The sequence below is a fragment of the Enterobacter roggenkampii genome, from assembly GCF_001729805.1.
In the GTDB taxonomy this organism is placed as follows: Bacteria; Pseudomonadota; Gammaproteobacteria; order Enterobacterales; family Enterobacteriaceae; genus Enterobacter; species Enterobacter roggenkampii.
This window is the reverse complement of sequence record NZ_CP017184.1, coordinates 4,153,482-4,171,801: the sequence shown is the minus strand read 5'-3', so window position 1 is coordinate 4,171,801 and position 18,320 is coordinate 4,153,482. Positions and strand designations below refer to the sequence as shown.

Genomic DNA, 18,320 nt, shown 5'->3' with positions numbered 1-18,320 from the left:
AATATTCAGAATAAGACATGGCTTTATTCATGCGGTCTCTAAACCGATGAATTTACATGAACGCGGAATTTACAGGCGTGTACTGGAATCTCCCCGCCAGTATCGCGGGGAGAAAAAGGGAGATTAACGGTCGCGCTGAACGGCGATGTGGGCAAGGCCAATCAGTGCCTCGCGCCATGGGCTGTCTGGAATGACCTGAAGGGCCTCGATGGCCTTGTCGGCTTCTTCTTCTGCACGCTGACGCGTCCATTCCAGCGATCCGCAGATTGCCATGGTTTCCAGTACAGGTTCCAGAAGATGGCGGCCATTTCCCTGCTCAATCGCTTCACGGATCATCTTCGCCTGGTCGGCCGTTCCGTTACGCATGGCGTGGAGCAGCGGCAGGGTCGGTTTGCCTTCGTTCAGGTCATCGCCAACGTTTTTGCCGAGCGTCTCGCCGTCCGCACTGTAATCCAGCAGATCGTCAATCAGCTGGAAGGCTGTGCCCAGATAGCGGCCATAGTCCTGCAGGCCTTTTTCCTGCGCTTCGGTACAGCCCGCCAAAATGCCGGAACACTGGGCCGCCGCTTCAAACAGGCGCGCGGTTTTGCTGTAGATGACGCGCATGTAGTTTTCTTCGGTGATGTCCGGGTCGTTGACGTTCATCAGCTGCAGCACTTCGCCTTCAGCGATGACGTTAACGGCTTCGGACATCACTTCCAGCACTTTCAGGGAACCCAGGCTGGTCATCATCTGGAAGGCGCGGGTATAGATAAAGTCCCCCACCAGGACGCTGGCTGCGTTCCCGAACGCGGCGTTAGCCGTGGCTTTGCCACGACGCATATCCGATTCATCCACCACATCGTCGTGCAGAAGCGTCGCCGTGTGGATAAATTCGATGAGCGCGGCGATAGTGATGTGGGCATTTCCCTGATAGCCAACGGCTCTGGCAGCCAGAATGGCAATCATCGGACGAATGCGTTTACCGCCGCCGCTGACAATGTAATAGCCCAACTGATTGATCAGCTGAACGTCAGAGTTGAGTTGCTCCAGGATTGCTGCATTCACACCCGCCATATCTTGCGCGGTTAACTCGTTGATTTTTTCTAAATTCATCGCAAAAGCCGGGCTTTTTATCCTGTTGATCCCATCTTCAATGGGGTAACGAAGGGTTTCGGTTTATCAATACTAGTGCTGATTGTACTGAAAAAACGGCTCAGATAAACGTTACCGTACGTGTTGTGTTTTTTTTCTTCATGTATTGACGGTAGCACTTGTCAAAGGCTCGCGTTTTGCGTAATATTCGCGCCCTATTGTGAATATTTATAGCGCACTCTGATTCATACGAGGACGTGCGCGGAAGCGGAGTTTATATGTACGCGGTTTTCCAAAGTGGTGGTAAACAACACCGAGTAAGCGAAGGTCAGACCGTTCGCCTGGAAAAGCTGGACATCGCAACTGGCGAATCTGTTGAGTTCGCAGAAGTTCTGATGATCGCAAACGGTGAAGAAGTCAAAATCGGCGTTCCTTTCGTTGATGGCGGCGTTATCAAAGCTGAAGTTGTTGCACACGGTCGTGGCGAGAAAGTTAAAATCGTTAAGTTTCGTCGTCGTAAGCACTACCGTAAGCAGCAGGGCCACCGTCAGTGGTTCACTGATGTGAAAATTACTGGCATCAGCGCCTAAGACCTGAGGAGAGATTTAAATGGCACATAAAAAGGCTGGCGGCTCCACACGTAACGGTCGCGATTCAGAAGCTAAACGCCTGGGCGTTAAGCGTTTCGGTGGCGAATCCGTTCTGGCGGGTAGCATCATCGTTCGTCAACGTGGTACCAAATTCCACGCTGGCAACAACGTAGGTTGCGGTCGTGACCACACTCTGTTTGCTAAAGCAGACGGTAAAGTGAAATTTGAAGTTAAAGGCCCGAACAACCGTAAATACATCAGCATCGTTGCTGAGTAAGGTTTTCTCGGTCCGGTAACGGATTAAAGCCCCGCAACCTGTTGCGGGGCTTTTTACATTGGAAACCCGGTAATTTTTTCTGTAGGGAAAACGGGCATGAAGCAGCAGGCCGGCATAGGAATTCTTTTGGCGCTCACAACCGCAATGTGCTGGGGTGCGCTGCCAATTGCAATGAAGCAGGTACTGGAAGTGATGGAGCCGCCTACGGTGGTCTTTTATCGCTTTCTGATGGCAAGCATCGGCCTCGGGGCGATTCTGGCCGTCAAAGGTAAGCTTCCACCCTTGCGGCTCTTCCGTAAACCGCGCTGGCTGGTATTGCTGGCTATCGCGACGGGCGGTCTGTTCGGTAACTTCATCCTGTTCAGCTCTTCCCTGCAATATCTCAGCCCCACGGCGTCGCAGGTGATTGGTCAGCTTTCGCCGGTGGGCATGATGGTCGCCAGCGTCTTTATCCTCAAGGAGAAGATGCGCGGTACGCAGATTATCGGGGCGAGCATGCTGTTGTGCGGTCTGGTGATGTTCTTCAACACCAGTCTGATCGAGATTTTTACCCGCCTGACGGATTACACCTGGGGTGTCATTTTCGGTGTGGGGGCAGCAACGGTCTGGGTGAGCTATGGCGTCGCGCAAAAGGTGTTATTGCGTCGGCTTGCCTCACAGCAGATCCTCTTTTTGCTGTACACTTTGTGTACAATAGCATTGCTGCCATTAGCGAAGCCGGGCGTGATTACTCAGCTTAGCGACTGGCAACTGGCGTGCCTCATTTTTTGTGGGCTGAACACGCTGGTCGGTTATGGCGCGCTGGCCGAAGCGATGGCGCGCTGGCAGGCAGCACAGGTGAGCGCGTTGATCACGCTTACCCCGCTGTTTACGCTGTTATTTTCAGATTTGTTATCAATGGCCTGGCCCGATGTCTTCGTCAGACCGATGCTCAACCTGTTGGGTTATCTCGGTGCGTTTGTCGTGGTTGCGGGCGCGATGTATTCCGCCATTGGTCATCGTCTTTGGGGACGTTGGCGCAAAAATGAAGCGGTTGTAGTAGTCCCCCGCTCAGGCGAATGAGTTACGGAGAGTAAAATGAAGTTTGTTGATGAAGCGACGATCCTGGTCGTGGCTGGTGATGGCGGCAACGGTTGCGTGAGCTTCCGCCGTGAAAAGTATATCCCTCGTGGCGGTCCTGATGGCGGCGACGGTGGGGATGGTGGTGACGTGTGGCTGGAGGCGGATGAGAACCTCAACACGCTGATCGACTACCGTTTCGAAAAATCCTTCCGCGCTGAACGTGGCCAGAACGGCCAGAGCCGTGACTGTACCGGGAAACGCGGTAAAGACGTCACCATTAAAGTTCCGGTCGGTACGCGTGTGATTGACCAGGGGACGGGTGAAACCATGGGCGACATGACCAAACACGGTCAGCGCCTGATGGTGGCGAAAGGCGGCTGGCACGGTCTGGGTAACAGCCGTTTCAAATCTTCCGTTAACCGTACGCCGCGTCAGAAAACGATGGGTACGCCGGGCGATAAGCGCGACCTGCAGCTGGAACTGATGCTTCTGGCTGACGTGGGCATGCTGGGTATGCCAAACGCAGGTAAATCGACGTTTATTCGCGCGGTTTCTGCGGCGAAGCCAAAAGTGGCTGACTATCCGTTTACCACGCTGGTACCAAGCCTGGGCGTTGTCCGTATGGATAACGAGAAGAGCTTCGTGGTCGCCGATATTCCGGGCCTGATTGAAGGCGCCGCGGAAGGGGCGGGTCTGGGTATTCGCTTCCTGAAACACCTTGAACGCTGCCGCGTGCTGCTGCACCTCATTGATATCGATCCTATCGACGGTTCCGATCCGGTTGAAAACGCCCGCATCATCGTTGGCGAGCTGGAGAAATACAGCGAGAAACTGGCGAACAAACCACGCTGGCTGGTCTTCAACAAGATCGACCTGATGGACAAAGCCGAAGCAGAAGCAAAAGCGAAAGCCATTGCTGAAGCGATGGGTTGGGAAGATAAATACTACCTGATCTCTGCGGCAAGCCAGGTTGGCGTGAAAGATCTGTGCTGGGATGTGATGACCTTCATCATTGAGAACCCAATTGTTCAGGCGGAAGAAGTCAAACAGCCTGAAAAAGTCGAATTCATGTGGGATGACTACCACCGCCAGCAGCTCGAAGAGCTGGAAGCGGAAGAAGACGATGAAGACTGGGATGATGACTGGGATGAAGACGACGAAGAAGGCGTCGAGTTCATCTACAAGCACTAATTGCTGTTCAAAGCCCCCGTTATGGGGGCTTTTTTTATTCCAGCGTTGCGGGCAGCCAGCAGCTGGCGATTAAGCCACCTTCAGCGCCATTCTCAAGCGTTAGCCTGCCGTGGTGGAGCTGGAGGATGCGCTGCACGATGCTCAGGCCCAGCCCACTGCCTCCGTAGCGCTGGTCAAGACGGCGGAATGGCTCGGTAATTGACTGTCGGTGCGCTTCATCAATTCCAGGACCCTGATCGATAACGCTAATCTGCGTCCCGCCCTCGACCTCGGTTAATGTCACTGTAATCGTTGTCCCTGACGGGCTGTAGCGCCCGGCATTCTCCAGCAGGTTGCGCAGCATGAGGCGCAGGAGAACGGCGTCTCCCTGAACCGTGAGCGCGCTTTTAGCCGGCCAAATCACCGTATGCTCTTTGGTTTCATGCCCCAGGCCGAGAGGTTCAATGATATTTTCCGTCCAGTTCACGGTTTCGTAGTGTCCGCTCGCCATGGCCTGTCCGGCCCGGGCCAGCATCAGCAGCTGTTCGACGGTATGCATGAGCTGATCGATACGGCTAATCAGCGTTGCGGCCTGAGGCGCACCTGACTGCGACATTAGCTCCAGATGGAGCCGGATGCCAGCAAGAGGCGTTCTCAGCTCATGAGCGGCGTCTGCAGTGAAGAGACGTTCCTGCTTAATGGTGCTATCCAGCCGGGCCAGCAGCTGGTTCAGAGAGGTCGTCACCGCGCCAATTTCTTCCATGTCGGAAAACATGGGAAGCGGTGTTAAGTTATCGGCTGAACGGTTAGCGAGGCTGGCGCGGAGTTTATTCAGCGGCCGGGTTATCCAGGTGACCGCCCAGAAAGAGAAGAGCAGGGTAAAGCCAACCATCACCAGGGAAGGGACCAGCAGCGAGGCAATCGCTTCGCGTATCTCTTTCTCAACGTGATTATTGCGCGCTTTCGCTGACAGCGTTTCGTTGACCAGAAAACCAATCTGTTCACGGCTTTCATGCCATAGCCAGATGACGCTTATCAGCTGAAAAAACAGGAGAATGACCGCCAGCAGTACCATCAGACGCCGACGCATGCTGTTCATTTCTGGCTCTCCAGACGATAGCCGACGCCGCGAACGGTTTTGATCCTGTCTTTACCGAGCTTACGCCGCAGATTATGGATGTGGACCTCAAGGGTATTTGACCCGGGATCGTCCTGCCAGGAGTAGATATCCTGCTGGAGCGTTTCTCTGTGTACCGTTTGCCCGCTGCGCATGATCAGACGCGTAAGCAAGGCGAACTCTTTTGGTGTGACCTCTACGGCCTGATCCTGTTGCAGCACCTGCTGGGTTTGCAAATTCAGCGTAATGTCGCCGTCGGTCAGTAAGTTATCACTATGGCCCTGATAACGGCGAATCAACGCTCGCACCCGTGCCTGCAGCTCCGCGAGCGCGAAAGGCTTCACCAGATAATCATCTGCGCCTGCATCGAGGCCGGTGATACGATCTTCAATGGCATCACGTGCCGTCAGGATCAGGACGGGATTGTTGATGCCGCGACGTCGCCACTGGCTGAGCAGCGTGGCGCCGTCTTTATCGGGCAAGCCCAAATCGAGGATCACCAGGCTGTATTCGCCGCTCTGGATCAGGGCATCCGCCTCTGCTGCGGTGCCTGCACAGTCGAGAGCATACCCTTCATTGGCCAGCCCCAGCGCCAGCCCTTCCTGCAATAACAGATCGTCTTCAACTATAAGTAGTTTCATCGCTAGTTATTCTGGTAGATGTCCTTATAAAGCCTGCTTTCGAAGCGAACCAGCGGAATACGACGATTGCGCTGATCGGTCGGTTCGACGGCATAGCCGGAAAGATACTGCACGAATGCCATGCGCTGTCCGCTGGCGGTAGTGATGAAGCCTGCAAGGTTGTAAACCCCCTGCAGTGAGCCTGTTTTCGCGGAGACTTTGCCATCCACGCCGGCAGCGTGAAGCCCCGCACGGTACTGCAGTGAACCGTCATGTCCGGCCAGCGGCAGCATTGAAATAAAGTTTAGCTCAGTGTCATGCTGTGCAATGTACTGAAGCACCTGCATCATCGTGGCCGGAGAGATCAAATTATGGCGCGATAGTCCGGAGCCATCGACGGCGATGGTATTACCCAGGTCGATCCCCGCCTGCTGGCGCAGAATCTGACGCACCGCGTCTGAGCCCGCGCGCCAGGTTCCCGGCACGCCGAAACGGGCGTGGCCAATCATGCGGAACACCGTATCGGCAATCATGTTGTCCGACTTTTTCAGCATAATTCGCAGTAAATCGTGCAGCGGCGCAGACTGTTTGCTGGCGATGACCGTGCCGGGCTGGTTGACCTGCGTCTGACGAAGCAGGGTGCCGGAATAGGTTATTCCCGCTTGTTTCAGCTCATCTTTCAGGATGGCGCCTGCATAGCTTGCGCCATCCTGTATTGCAAAGGCCAGCGGCAGCGGATCGGCGCGCTGCGTCAGGCAGCCGGTGAGCGTGAAGCGGTTAAGGTCGCCTGGCACCACATCCAGTTCGCAATACTGGGCATCGGGGGAACCCTTGGCCAGCGTGCGAACCTGGCTAAACATGGTGACCGGGTAGTAGGACGCGATGCGGATAAACGCTAAATCATCCGGCTTTGGCGCACTGTAAAGCGAAACCGAGAAGCAGTTACGGTCAACAATCGCGGCGGCGGGCGGGGCGCTAAAGCACTGCGTCATGTCGTTCCACGGCCAGCCAGGGGCTTTGTCGTGGCTGGCAAAGATGGACGTGTCGATCAGCACATTGCCATCAATTTTCTGCACGCCGGTTTTTTTCAGCGCCGCAACCATATTGCGGATATCCTGGCGTTTAAAGGTTGGATCGCCGCCAAAACGGGCGATAAGATCGCCTTTCAGTTCGCCACCCTCGACGTTACCTTTGGTTTCAAGGGTGGTCGTAAAACGGAAGTCAGGCCCGAGCTGGAGCAGAGCGGCGAGGGCGGTGATCACCTTTTGGGTACTGGCAGGCAGCGCCATCTGTTGACTGTGATAGTCAATCTCGGGAGCCTGTGCGCCAACCTTCTGCACCATCAGGGCGAGGTTCGCGCCTGCGGGAAGCTGATTAATGTACTCATCAACATTCGCGGCCTGGGCGGTGAACGTTATACTGGTAGTCAATCCGATGATAAAACTGGAAAATCGCATAATCTCGCGCTAACAACCCGAAAACAAACCGTCATACTACGGTGCATGGCACTGCAAAGTAAACGATGACCCATAGTGAACTTCGCGGTAAAATGCGTATCAAATTGAAAAATTGCTGCTGACCTGGGGCGTTGCTCCCGGGTCGGTTTTCTTTTTGCTTCTGGCCTGTTCAGGTGGGCTGGAGCAGGGAACACTGCTCCCAACAGGAATGTTTAAGAGGTATAACAAATGCAAGCTATTCCGATGACCTTACGTGGTGCCGAAAAACTGCGCGAAGAGCTGGATTTTCTGAAATCCGTACGTCGCCCTGAAATCATCGCCGCTATCGCGGAAGCGCGTGAGCATGGCGACCTGAAAGAGAACGCTGAATACCACGCCGCGCGTGAGCAGCAGGGCTTCTGTGAAGGGCGTATTAAAGATATCGAAGCAAAACTGTCCAATGCACAGGTTATCGATATCACCAAAATGCCGAATAATGGCCGTGTGATTTTTGGTTCAACCGTTACCGTGCTGAACCTGGACAACGACGAAGAGCAGACCTATCGCATCGTGGGTGATGATGAAGCTGACTTCAAACAGAACCTGATTTCGGTGAACTCACCGATTGCTCGCGGCCTGATTGGCAAAGAGCAGGACGATGTTGTCACCATCCGCACCCCTGGTGGTGAAGTGGAATACGAAATTATTAAGGTTGAATACCTGTAATTCGCTTCTCTACTAAGATGTTGATACATTGTAAAGAAAAGAAAAAGGCCGCGTAGCGGCCTTTTATCAACTCAAGGAGCATGGCATTTTGCTCGCCTGCTGACAGAAATCCCTCGTTTCACACAGAAAATGTGTTTAATTCAGGATATCCTTAACGTGGCAGCGAGATTTTACGCTCTTTAGATGGGCGGTAGAGCACCAGCGTTTTACCGATGACCTGTACATTACAGGCGCCGGTTTCGCGCACGATGGCTTCCACGATCAGGTTTTTAGTGTCTCTGTCTTCAGAGGCGATTTTCACCTTGATCAGCTCGTGGTGTTCCAGCGCTTGTTCAATCTCGGCAAGCACCCCTTCGGTCAAACCATTGTTGCCAAGCATCACTACAGGCTTGAGCGGATGTGCCAGACCTTTAAGGTGCTGTTTTTGTTTAGTACTCAGATTCATCGTATATTTTTGCTTACGTTGGGATTGAAAACGGTTCATTCTACCGCCATCTCCCTAATATCGCCAAATAGCTGCGTAGAAATTTACGTCACAGGCAAGTAACGATGAACCAGGACGGAAATGTTAAATGACAGGTAAAAAGCGTTCTGCCAGCTCCAGCCGCTGGCTTCAGGAACACTTTAGCGATAAATATGTTCAACAGGCACAGAAAAAGGGGTTGCGTTCCCGTGCCTGGTTTAAACTTGATGAAATACAGCAAAGTGACAAACTTTTTAAGCCGGGGATGACGGTTGTTGACCTCGGTGCGGCACCTGGCGGATGGTCCCAGTATGCGGTAACGCAGATCGGCGGAACGGGCCGAATCATCGCGTGCGATCTTTTACCAATGGATCCCATCGTCGGTGTCGACTTCCTTCAGGGCGACTTTCGTGATGAATTAGTGCTGAAAGCGTTACTTGATCGTGTAGGTGACAGTAAAGTCCAGGTTGTCATGTCAGATATGGCACCAAATATGTGCGGAACACCGGCGGTGGATATCCCCCGCGCCATGTATCTGGTGGAGCTAGCGTTAGAAATGTGTCGTGATGTACTAGCGCCTGGTGGTAGTTTTGTTGTGAAGGTGTTTCAGGGCGAAGGTTTCGAGGAGTATCTTAAGGAAATTCGCTCCCTGTTTGCGAAGGTCAAAGTTCGTAAGCCGGACTCTTCCCGGGCCCGTTCCCGTGAAGTGTATATTGTAGCGACCGGGCGAAAATGATAACCGGGAGATTTCAGACGAAAGTTTGAATGAAACTGGATATAGAGTATCCTGACGCTGTTTTTAACACAGTTGTAATATGAGGTTAATCCCTTGAGTGACATGGCGAAAAACCTAATACTCTGGCTGGTCATTGCCGTTGTGCTGATGTCAGTATTCCAGAGCTTTGGGCCCAGCGAGTCGAATGGCCGCAAGGTGGATTATTCTACCTTCCTGCAGGAGGTCAATCAGGACCAGGTTCGCGAAGCGCGTATCAACGGACGTGAGATCAACGTTACCAAGAAAGATAGTAACCGTTACACGACTTACATCCCGGTGAACGATCCTAAGCTGCTTGATAACCTTCTGACCAAAAACGTCAAAGTGGTAGGCGAGCCGCCAGAAGAACCAAGCCTGTTGGCTTCAATCTTCATTTCCTGGTTCCCGATGCTGCTGCTTATCGGCGTCTGGATCTTCTTTATGCGCCAGATGCAGGGCGGCGGTGGCAAAGGCGCCATGTCGTTCGGTAAGAGCAAGGCGCGTATGTTGACGGAAGATCAGATCAAGACCACTTTTGCGGACGTTGCCGGGTGTGACGAAGCGAAAGAAGAGGTGGGTGAACTGGTTGAATACCTGCGCGAGCCGAGCCGTTTCCAGAAACTGGGCGGTAAGATCCCGAAAGGCGTGCTGATGGTTGGCCCTCCGGGTACCGGTAAAACCCTGCTGGCGAAAGCCATCGCGGGTGAAGCGAAGGTGCCGTTCTTTACTATTTCTGGTTCTGACTTCGTTGAAATGTTCGTGGGTGTTGGTGCATCTCGTGTGCGTGACATGTTCGAGCAGGCCAAGAAGGCGGCACCGTGCATTATCTTCATCGATGAAATCGACGCCGTAGGCCGCCAGCGTGGCGCAGGTCTGGGCGGTGGTCACGATGAACGTGAACAGACGCTGAACCAGATGCTGGTTGAGATGGACGGCTTCGAAGGTAACGAAGGTATCATCGTTATCGCGGCAACTAACCGTCCGGACGTACTTGACCCGGCGCTGCTGCGTCCAGGCCGTTTCGACCGTCAGGTTGTTGTCGGTCTGCCGGATGTTCGCGGTCGTGAACAGATTCTGAAAGTTCACATGCGTCGCGTACCGCTGGCACCAGATATCGACGCGGCAATCATTGCGCGCGGTACTCCGGGCTTCTCCGGTGCGGATCTCGCTAACCTGGTCAACGAAGCTGCACTGTTTGCCGCTCGCGGTAACAAGCGCGTCGTGTCGATGGTGGAGTTCGAGAAAGCGAAAGATAAGATCATGATGGGTGCGGAACGTCGCTCCATGGTGATGACGGAAGCGCAGAAAGAATCCACGGCTTACCACGAAGCGGGTCACGCGATTATCGGTCGCCTGGTGCCGGAACACGATCCGGTGCATAAAGTGACGATTATTCCGCGCGGTCGTGCGCTGGGTGTGACCTTCTTCCTGCCTGAAGGCGACGCGATCAGCGCCAGCCGTCAGAAGCTGGAAAGCCAGATCTCAACCCTGTACGGCGGTCGTCTGGCGGAAGAGATTATTTACGGTCCGGAACATGTTTCTACCGGTGCGTCGAACGACATTAAAGTGGCGACAAACCTGGCACGTAACATGGTGACTCAGTGGGGCTTCTCCGACAAACTCGGTCCGCTGCTGTATGCAGAGGAAGAGGGTGAGGTGTTCCTGGGCCGCTCCGTCGCGAAAGCGAAACATATGTCCGATGAAACGGCTCGTATCATCGACCAGGAAGTGAAAGCGCTGATTGAACGTAACTACGGTCGCGCGCGTCAGATCCTGAATGACAACATGGACATTCTGCATTCCATGAAAGATGCGCTCATGAAATATGAGACCATCGATGCACCGCAGATTGACGACCTGATGGCGCGCCGCGAAGTGCGTCCGCCAGCAGGCTGGGAAGACCCAGGCGCTTCCAATAACTCTGACAACAATGGCACCCCGCGTGCGCCGCGTCCGGTTGATGAACCGCGTACGCCAAACCCGGGCAACACCATGTCAGAACAGTTGGGCGATAAGTAAGTCACTGCTGTTGAAGCGTTTGTTTGTACCTCAAACCCTGGAGCTTGCTCCGGGGTTTTTCATTTCTGTTTAACCATTTAGATATCAGGGATTTCGCCATGAAATTATTCGCTCAGGACTCGCATCTCGATCTTTCACATCCCCATGTGATGGGGATCCTGAATGTTACCCCTGACTCCTTCTCTGACGGCGGCACGCATAACACGCTTATCGAGGCGGTTAAGCATGCGAATTTAATGATTAATGCAGGTGCCACCATCATTGATGTTGGCGGCGAATCGACGCGCCCCGGTGCGGCGGACGTGTCTGTGGAAGAAGAGCTGGCGCGCGTGGTGCCGGTCGTTGAAGCAATCGCGCAGCGGTTTGAAGTGTGGATCTCCGTAGATACCTCCAAACCGGAAGTGATCCGTGAAGTGGCGAAAGTGGGGGCTCACATTATCAATGATATTCGTTCACTTACCGAACCGGGGGCGATTGAGGCGGCTGCGGAAACCGGGCTGCCGGTTTGCCTGATGCATATGCAGGGGCAGCCGAAAACCATGCAGGACGCGCCGAAGTATGACGATGTCTTTGCCGACGTAAATCGCTTCTTTATTGAGCATATCGAACGTTGTGAACGTGCCGGTATCCCAAAAGAGAAATTGCTGCTCGACCCGGGATTCGGTTTCGGTAAAAATCTCTCCCACAACTATGCGCTGCTTGCGCGCTTATCGGAATTCCATCACTTTGGCCTGCCGCTGCTGGTGGGGATGTCGAGAAAGTCGATGATTGGCCAGTTGCTGAATGTAGGCCCGAGCGAACGCCTGAGCGGCAGCCTGGCCTGCGCGGTGATTGCGGCGATGCAGGGGGCGCACATTATTCGTGTCCATGACGTCAAAGAAACAGTAGAAGCCATGCGTGTGGTGGAAGCCACACTGGCAGCGAAGGAAAACAAACGCTATGAGTAATCGTAAATATTTTGGTACCGACGGTATCCGCGGGCGCGTAGGCGATGCTCCCATCACCCCTGATTTTGTCCTGAAGCTCGGCTGGGCTGCCGGCAAGGTTCTGGCGCGCCATGGCTCACGTAAAATTATCATCGGTAAAGACACCCGTATTTCCGGCTATATGCTGGAATCCGCGCTGGAAGCGGGGCTGGCGGCGGCTGGACTGTCCGCCTCTTTTACAGGCCCAATGCCAACGCCTGCGGTCGCGTATCTGACGCGCACCTTCCGTGCGGAAGCGGGGATTGTTATCTCGGCCTCTCACAACCCGTTCTACGACAACGGCATTAAGTTCTTCTCTATTGATGGCACCAAGCTGCCGGATGAGGTGGAAGAAGCCATTGAAGCTGAAATGGAAAAAGAGATCACCTGTGTTGATTCCGCCGAGCTGGGTAAAGCGAACCGTATCGTTGATGCGGCGGGTCGCTATATCGAATTCTGTAAAGGCACCTTCCCGAATGAGCTGAGCCTGGCCCACCTCAAAATTGTGGTGGACTGTGCAAATGGCGCGACCTATCACATCGCCCCGAATGTTTTCCGCGAGCTGGGCGCAAAAGTGATTACTATTGGCTGCGAGCCGGATGGTCTGAACATCAACGAGCAGGTCGGTGCGACGGACGTTCGTGCCCTGCAGGCGCGCGTGCTGGCAGAAAAAGCCGATCTGGGTATTGCGCTGGACGGCGACGGTGACCGCGTGATTATGGTTGATCACGAAGGTAACAAGGTCGACGGCGACCAGATCCTCTACATTATTGCGCGTGAAGGTCTGCGTCAGGGTCAGCTGCGCGGCGGTGCGGTCGGGACGCTGATGAGTAACATGGGCCTGGAACTGGCGCTGAAACAGCTCGGTATTCCGTTCGTTCGCGCGAAAGTGGGTGACCGCTATGTGTTGGAAAAATTGCAGGAGAAGGGCTGGCGTATCGGCGCTGAGAATTCAGGTCACGTGATCCTGCTCGACAAAACCACCACCGGTGACGGTATTGTGGCCGCGTTGCAGGTGGTTGCCGCCATGGCGCGAAACCATATGAGCCTGCACGATCTGTGTAGCGGCATGAAAATGTTCCCACAGATCCTGGTAAACGTACGTTTCACTGCCGGCAAAGGCGATCCGCTGGAAAATGAGAACGTGAAAGCGGTAATGGCTGACGTTGAAGCGGCCCTGGGCAGCCGTGGACGCGTGCTGCTGCGTAAGTCTGGTACTGAACCGCTGATCCGCGTGATGGTGGAAGGCGAAGACGAAGCGCAGGTAACCGAATTTGCGCACCGTATTGCGGATGCTGTTAAAGCTGCATAATCTTGCACGCTAAATGTTTAAAAAGGCGGCGTTTGCCGCCTTTGTTTTAAGCAATTAATGGCTTTTTGCTGTTTTTTTCCGCAGTTGATACAATGCGTCGAAAATGCCCTTGCGAAGGTGATTCGCTTTGGTTAGTATTCACACCCGCTTCAGTGGGAAACAGAAATCCTGCTAATTGGTCGAAGCATTGGTATGCGGCAAATCCGCAAGGAACAGGTTGATTATGTACGAAGCTCTTTTAGTTGTTTTCCTTATTGTAGCCATCGCTCTCGTAGCGCTGATTATGCTGCAGCAAGGTAAAGGCGCTGATATGGGAGCCTCCTTCGGAGCAGGCGCTTCCGGTACGCTGTTCGGTTCAAGTGGTTCTGCGAACTTCATGACCCGCACGACGGCGATTCTGGCGACGCTGTTCTTCATCATCAGTCTGGTGCTTGGCAATATCAACAGCAACAAGACCAGCAAAGGAAGCGAGTGGGAAAACCTGAGCGCGCCAGCAAAAACTGAGCAAACTCAGCCAGCTGCACCGGCTAAGCCAACCAGCGATATCCCGCAGTAAGTATTCCGTACCGAGGTGGTGGAATTGGTAGACACGCTACCTTGAGGTGGTAGTGCCCTAACGGGCTTGTGGGTTCGAGTCCCATCCTCGGTACCAATATTCCAGAAGAAAGACGTCGAAAGACGTCTTTTTTTTCGTCTGTAGCTTTTGCCGTTCGTAGGCCCGGTAAGCGCAGCGCCACCGGGCAAAATGGCGGGTGGCGCTGCGCTTACCCGCCCTACAAAAGCTGAACAAAAAGGCGCCCATTGGGCGCCTTTTGCATGTTTCATTATCGATTACTTCTTATCGCTGTGTTCCAGGTTTTCAACCTGCGGCAGGCCGTTACCTGAATTCGCAGAGAGCAGGCCATTCTCAACATAGTTGAACAGCTTCTCACGGGTATCGGTGATGTCCAGGTTACGCATGGTCAGCTGGCCAATACGATCGTCCGGTGAAAACACTGACTCACCTTTCTCCATGGTCAGACGCTCTGCTTTATAGGTCAGGTTATCAGACACGGTGTTCAGGATGGAGTAGTCGTTACCGCGACGCAGTTCCAGGGTCACTTCACCGGTAATTGCACTCGCCACCCAACGCTGCAGCGCATCACGCAGCATCAGCGCCTGCGGATCGAACCAGCGGCCCTGATACAGCAGTTTGCCCAGCTGACGGCCATGAGAGTGATACTGCTCAATGGTGTCTTCGTTGTGAATACCAGTCAGCAGACGCTCGTAAGCAATATGCAGCAGCGCCATTCCCGGGGCTTCATAGATGCCACGGCTTTTCGCTTCGATGATACGGTTTTCAATCTGATCGCTCATGCCCAGGCCGTGACGACCACCAATACGGTTAGCTTCCAGCATCAGCTCAACGTCATCAGAGAAGGTTTTGCCGTTCAGCGCAACCGGATGACCACGTTCGAAACGCACGGTCACTTCTTCTGCCGGGATCTTCACGTTCTCATCCCAGAACTTCACGCCCATGATTGGGTTAACGATCTTCACGCTGGAGTTCAGGAATTCCAGGTCTTTCGCTTCGTGCGTTGCACCCAGCATGTTGGAGTCGGTGGAGTAGGCTTTCTCGACGGACATCTTATAGTCAAAGCCGCAGGCGATCATAAACTCGGACATCTCATGACGACCACCCAGCTCGTCGATGAAGTCGGTATCCAGCCACGGTTTGTAGATCTGCAATTCGGCGTTGGTCAGCAGGCCATAACGATAGAAACGTTCAATATCGTTTCCTTTATAGGTGCTGCCATCACCCCAGATGTTGACGCCGTCTTCTTTCATGGCGGCAACCAGCATGGTACCGGTGACCGCACGGCCCAGCGGGGTGGTGTTGAAATAGGTCAGGCCGCCGGTGGTGTTATGGAATGCACCACACTGAATCGCCGCGATACCTTCCGCGACCAGTTGCTTACGGCAGTCAATCAGGCGCGCGTTCTCTGCACCATACTCTTTCGCGCGACGAGGAATGGCATCATAGTCGTCCTCATCCGGCTGACCCAGGTTCGCAGTATAAGCATACGGAACCGCTCCCTTCTGGCGCATCCACAGCAGTGCAGCGCTGGTATCCAGGCCACCTGAGAAAGCGATGCCAATACGTTGTCCTACCGGAAGATGCTTGAGAATCGTCGTCATAGAATAAAACCCTGCTTGATTGACTGATTAGAGACCGCTTTCGCTCTCTTGTGCATTTTTATGCAAAATAAGTGAGTATTCATTTAATCATCTTTTGGCGAAGACCGGAAGAGACTCGTGCGTTTTTTGTAAAAATTTTGGTCTGATCGATCTGGCGGAAGTCGCCTTGACAGGTGGGGTCAACTATCAATATACTAAACGCCGATTTTACGTCCCGTCTTCGGTACCAAATCCCAGCATTATTTGCAAATTCTGTCCAAAACGCGTAGAATTTGCCACGTTTCAGGCGCGGGGTGGAGCAGCCTGGTAGCTCGTCGGGCTCATAACCCGAAGGTCGTCGGTTCAAATCCGGCCCCCGCAACCACTTTCCCATAAAGTTCTTTTTCAAATATACTGTGAAGACTTAGAGCCTTCGTAGCTGGATTTGAAAAAATGCTTTCGGAGAGTGCTCCAGGCCACAGTTGTGGCTATAGGGTTCAGTTATCTAAAGCCCCGATTTATCGGGGTTTTTTGTTATCTGACTACAGAATAACTGGGCTTTACGCCCTTTTTTTATGTCTTGGGGGTGGGCTTGTCCACATTAGAGCAAAAATTAACAGAGATGATTACTGCACCGGTCGAAGCACTGGGCTACGAACTGGTCGGCATCGAATTCGTTCGCGGCCGTACATCGACGCTGCGCATCTATATTGATAGTGAAGATGGCATCAATGTTGATGATTGTGCTGATGTCAGCCACCAGGTGAGTGCGGTTCTTGATGTTGAAGACCCAATTACCGTTGCGTACAACCTGGAAGTTTCCTCACCTGGCCTCGATCGCCCGATGTTCACGGCCGAGCACTATGTGCGCTTTACCGGTGAAGAAGTGGCTCTCGTTCTGCGTATGGCCGTACAGAACCGCCGTAAATGGCAGGGAATTATCAAAGCCGTTGATGGTGAAATGATCACGGTGACAGTCGAAGGCAAAGATGAAGTGTTCGCGCTGAGTAATATCCAGAAGGCGAACCTGGTTCCCCACTTTTAACAGTCTGGATTGAGGTGAAAAGCCCGCGATGAACAAAGAAATTTTGGCTGTTGTTGAAGCCGTCTCCAACGAGAAATCACTGCCGCGTGAGAAGATTTTTGAAGCGCTGGAAAGTGCACTGGCTACAGCAACCAAGAAAAAATACGAACAAGAGATCGATGTTCGCGTAGAAATCGATCGTAAAAGCGGTGACTTCGATACATTCCGTCGTTGGGTAATCGTTGAAGAAGTGACCCAGCCGACTAAAGAGATCACGCTGGAAGCCGCCCGTTTTGAAGACGAAAGTCTGAACGTGGGTGACTACGTTGAAGATCAGATTGAGTCTGTGACCTTCGACCGTATCACTACCCAGACCGCTAAACAGGTTATCGTGCAGAAAGTGCGCGAAGCCGAGCGCGCGCTGGTTGTCGATCAGTTCCGCGATCAGGAAGGCGAAATCATCACTGGCGTGGTGAAGAAAGTGAACCGCGACAACATCTCCCTGGAGATCAAATCCGAAGGGTTGCCGGGTAACGCTGAAGCCGTGATCCTGCGTGAAGATATGCTGCCGCGTGAAAACTTCCGTCCGGGCGACCGTATTCGTGGTGTTCTGTACGCTGTGCGTCCAGAAGCTCGCGGTGCGCAGCTGTTCGTGACCCGTTCTAAACCAGAAATGCTGGTAGAACTGTTCCGTATCGAAGTACCGGAAATCGGTGAAGAAGTTATCGAAATTAAAGCGGCGGCTCGCGATCCGGGCTCCCGTGCGAAAATTGCGGTGAAAACCAACGACAAGCGTATCGACCCGGTCGGTGCTTGCGTCGGTATGCGCGGTGCGCGTGTCCAGGCAGTTTCTACTGAGCTGGGCGGCGAACGTATTGATATCGTTCTGTGGGATGACAACCCGGCGCAGTTCGTGATCAACGCAATGGCTCCGGCTGATGTGGCGTCTATCGTTGTTGACGAAGACAAACACACCATGGATATCGCTGTTGAAGCGGGCAACCTGGCGCAGGCAATCGGCCGTAACGGTCAGAACGTACGCCTGGCGTCACAGCTGAGCGGCTGGGAACTCAACGTCATGACCGTTGATGACCTGCAGGCTAAGCATCAGGCTGAAGCCCATGCGGCGATCGATACCTTCACCAAATACCTGGATATTGACGAAGATTTCGCCACTGTTCTGGTTGAAGAAGGTTTCTCTACGCTGGAAGAACTGGCCTATGTGCCAATGAAAGAGCTGCTGGAAATTGACGGTCTGGATGAACCAACCGTTGAAGCCCTGCGTGAACGCGCTAAAAACGCACTGACCACCCTGGCACTGGCTCAGGAAGAAAGCCTTGGCGATAAGAAGCCGGCTGATGACCTGCTGAATCTGGAAGGTCTTGATCGTGCGATTGCGTTCAAGCTGGCTGCCCGTGGTGTTTGTACGCTGGAAGATCTCGCTGAACAAGGCGTTGATGACCTGGCTGATATCGAAGGTTTAACCGACGAGAAAGCCGGCGAGCTCATCATGGCCGCACGTAATATTTGCTGGTTCGGCGACGAAGCGTAATA

At 53.6% G+C, this 18,320-nt stretch carries 18 protein-coding genes and 2 tRNA genes; 14 read left to right on the top strand and 6 right to left on the bottom strand.

Going from position 1 to position 18,320, the window contains the following annotated elements; all coding sequences use genetic code 11:
* Positions 1-123: 123 nt before the first annotated feature.
* On the bottom strand, positions 124-1,095 hold the full coding sequence (gene ispB / locus BFV67_RS19495; RefSeq protein WP_008501461.1) for an octaprenyl diphosphate synthase: 972 nt from the start codon (positions 1,093-1,095) through the stop codon (positions 124-126).
* 257 nt (positions 1,096-1,352) lie between these two features.
* On the opposite strand from ispB, the gene rplU reads away from it, so the two are divergent.
* The 4 genes from rplU to cgtA all read left to right on the top strand — a co-directional run bounded on the left by rplU (position 1,353) and on the right by cgtA (position 4,194).
* On the top strand, positions 1,353-1,664 hold the full coding sequence (gene rplU / locus BFV67_RS19490) for a 50S ribosomal protein L21 (RefSeq protein ID WP_003025032.1): 312 nt from the start codon (positions 1,353-1,355) through the stop codon (positions 1,662-1,664).
* Between the two features lie 19 nt (positions 1,665-1,683).
* Positions 1,684-1,941 (top strand): 50S ribosomal protein L27, encoded by a 258-nt coding sequence (gene rpmA / locus BFV67_RS19485; RefSeq protein ID WP_004385076.1) that lies wholly within the window; start codon positions 1,684-1,686, stop codon positions 1,939-1,941.
* Positions 1,942-2,037: 96 nt separating this feature from the next.
* Positions 2,038-3,003, top strand: a complete 966-nt coding sequence (locus BFV67_RS19480) for a DMT family transporter (RefSeq protein ID WP_014833443.1) — start codon at positions 2,038-2,040, stop codon at positions 3,001-3,003.
* A 15-nt stretch (positions 3,004-3,018) separates the two neighbouring features.
* Complete coding sequence (gene cgtA, locus BFV67_RS19475; protein WP_021242261.1) at positions 3,019-4,194, top strand: Obg family GTPase CgtA; 1,176 nt, start codon at positions 3,019-3,021, stop codon at positions 4,192-4,194.
* Positions 4,195-4,228: 34 nt separating this feature from the next.
* Here the strand turns inward: cgtA and pmrB are convergent, their stop codons facing one another.
* Genes pmrB through dacB form a run of 3 tightly spaced genes read right to left on the bottom strand, consistent with a single transcriptional unit; the run spans position 4,229 to position 7,367 of the window.
* A complete protein-coding gene (gene pmrB / locus BFV67_RS19470) occupies positions 4,229-5,272 on the bottom strand; it encodes a two-component system sensor histidine kinase PmrB (RefSeq protein ID WP_021242260.1) in 1,044 nt (347 codons plus the stop codon).
* A complete protein-coding gene (pmrA, locus tag BFV67_RS19465) occupies positions 5,269-5,931 on the bottom strand; it encodes a two-component system response regulator PmrA (protein ID WP_008501465.1) in 663 nt (220 codons plus the stop codon). Before pmrA ends, pmrB begins: the two co-directional genes overlap by 4 nt.
* A gap of 2 nt (positions 5,932-5,933) precedes the next feature.
* Positions 5,934-7,367: a serine-type D-Ala-D-Ala carboxypeptidase gene (dacB, locus tag BFV67_RS19460; RefSeq protein WP_023344983.1), complete on the bottom strand. Its 1,434-nt coding sequence runs from the start codon at positions 7,365-7,367 to the stop codon at positions 5,934-5,936.
* Between the two features lie 228 nt (positions 7,368-7,595).
* On the opposite strand from dacB, the gene greA reads away from it, so the two are divergent.
* Positions 7,596-8,072: a transcription elongation factor GreA gene (gene greA / locus BFV67_RS19455; protein ID WP_003861815.1), complete on the top strand. Its 477-nt coding sequence runs from the start codon at positions 7,596-7,598 to the stop codon at positions 8,070-8,072.
* Between the two features lie 151 nt (positions 8,073-8,223).
* Here the strand turns inward: greA and yhbY are convergent, their stop codons facing one another.
* Positions 8,224-8,517: a ribosome assembly RNA-binding protein YhbY gene (gene yhbY / locus BFV67_RS19450; protein ID WP_003861814.1), complete on the bottom strand. Its 294-nt coding sequence runs from the start codon at positions 8,515-8,517 to the stop codon at positions 8,224-8,226.
* 127 nt (positions 8,518-8,644) lie between these two features.
* Here yhbY and rlmE point away from each other — a divergent pair, with 127 nt between their 5' ends.
* From rlmE to BFV67_RS19420, 6 genes are all read left to right on the top strand, one after another.
* A complete protein-coding gene (gene rlmE, locus BFV67_RS19445; protein ID WP_003861812.1) occupies positions 8,645-9,271 on the top strand; it encodes a 23S rRNA (uridine(2552)-2'-O)-methyltransferase RlmE in 627 nt (208 codons plus the stop codon).
* Between the two features lie 102 nt (positions 9,272-9,373).
* A complete protein-coding gene (gene ftsH / locus BFV67_RS19440) occupies positions 9,374-11,308 on the top strand; it encodes an ATP-dependent zinc metalloprotease FtsH (RefSeq protein WP_013098921.1) in 1,935 nt (644 codons plus the stop codon).
* Between the two features lie 98 nt (positions 11,309-11,406).
* The gene (gene folP, locus BFV67_RS19435; protein WP_008501468.1) at positions 11,407-12,255 is read left to right on the top strand and encodes a dihydropteroate synthase; all 849 of its coding nucleotides are present in this window, start codon (positions 11,407-11,409) and stop codon (positions 12,253-12,255) included.
* Positions 12,248-13,585 carry a phosphoglucosamine mutase gene (gene glmM, locus BFV67_RS19430; RefSeq protein WP_008501469.1) on the top strand — a complete coding sequence of 446 codons (1,338 nt, stop codon included), beginning with the start codon at positions 12,248-12,250 and terminating at the stop codon, positions 13,583-13,585. Before folP ends, glmM begins: the two co-directional genes overlap by 8 nt.
* Positions 13,586-13,808: 223 nt before the next feature.
* A complete protein-coding gene (secG, locus tag BFV67_RS19425; protein ID WP_021242256.1) occupies positions 13,809-14,141 on the top strand; it encodes a preprotein translocase subunit SecG in 333 nt (110 codons plus the stop codon).
* A 9-nt stretch (positions 14,142-14,150) separates the two neighbouring features.
* A tRNA-Leu gene (locus BFV67_RS19420) sits at positions 14,151-14,237 on the top strand.
* A 179-nt stretch (positions 14,238-14,416) separates the two neighbouring features.
* On the opposite strand, the gene argG is transcribed toward BFV67_RS19420, so the two are convergent.
* A complete protein-coding gene (gene argG / locus BFV67_RS19415) occupies positions 14,417-15,763 on the bottom strand; it encodes an argininosuccinate synthase (protein WP_023294661.1) in 1,347 nt (448 codons plus the stop codon).
* A gap of 287 nt (positions 15,764-16,050) precedes the next feature.
* Between argG and BFV67_RS19410 the strand changes: the two genes are divergently transcribed.
* From BFV67_RS19410 to nusA, 3 genes are all read left to right on the top strand, one after another.
* Positions 16,051-16,127: transfer RNA gene (locus tag BFV67_RS19410), tRNA-Met, on the top strand.
* Between the two features lie 207 nt (positions 16,128-16,334).
* Entirely contained in the window at positions 16,335-16,787 is a 453-nt protein-coding gene (gene rimP, locus BFV67_RS19405; RefSeq protein ID WP_014833432.1) for a ribosome maturation factor RimP, read from the top strand.
* A 28-nt stretch (positions 16,788-16,815) separates the two neighbouring features.
* Positions 16,816-18,318: a transcription termination factor NusA gene (nusA, locus tag BFV67_RS19400; protein ID WP_003861798.1), complete on the top strand. Its 1,503-nt coding sequence runs from the start codon at positions 16,816-16,818 to the stop codon at positions 18,316-18,318.
* Positions 18,319-18,320: the final 2 nt, after the last annotated feature.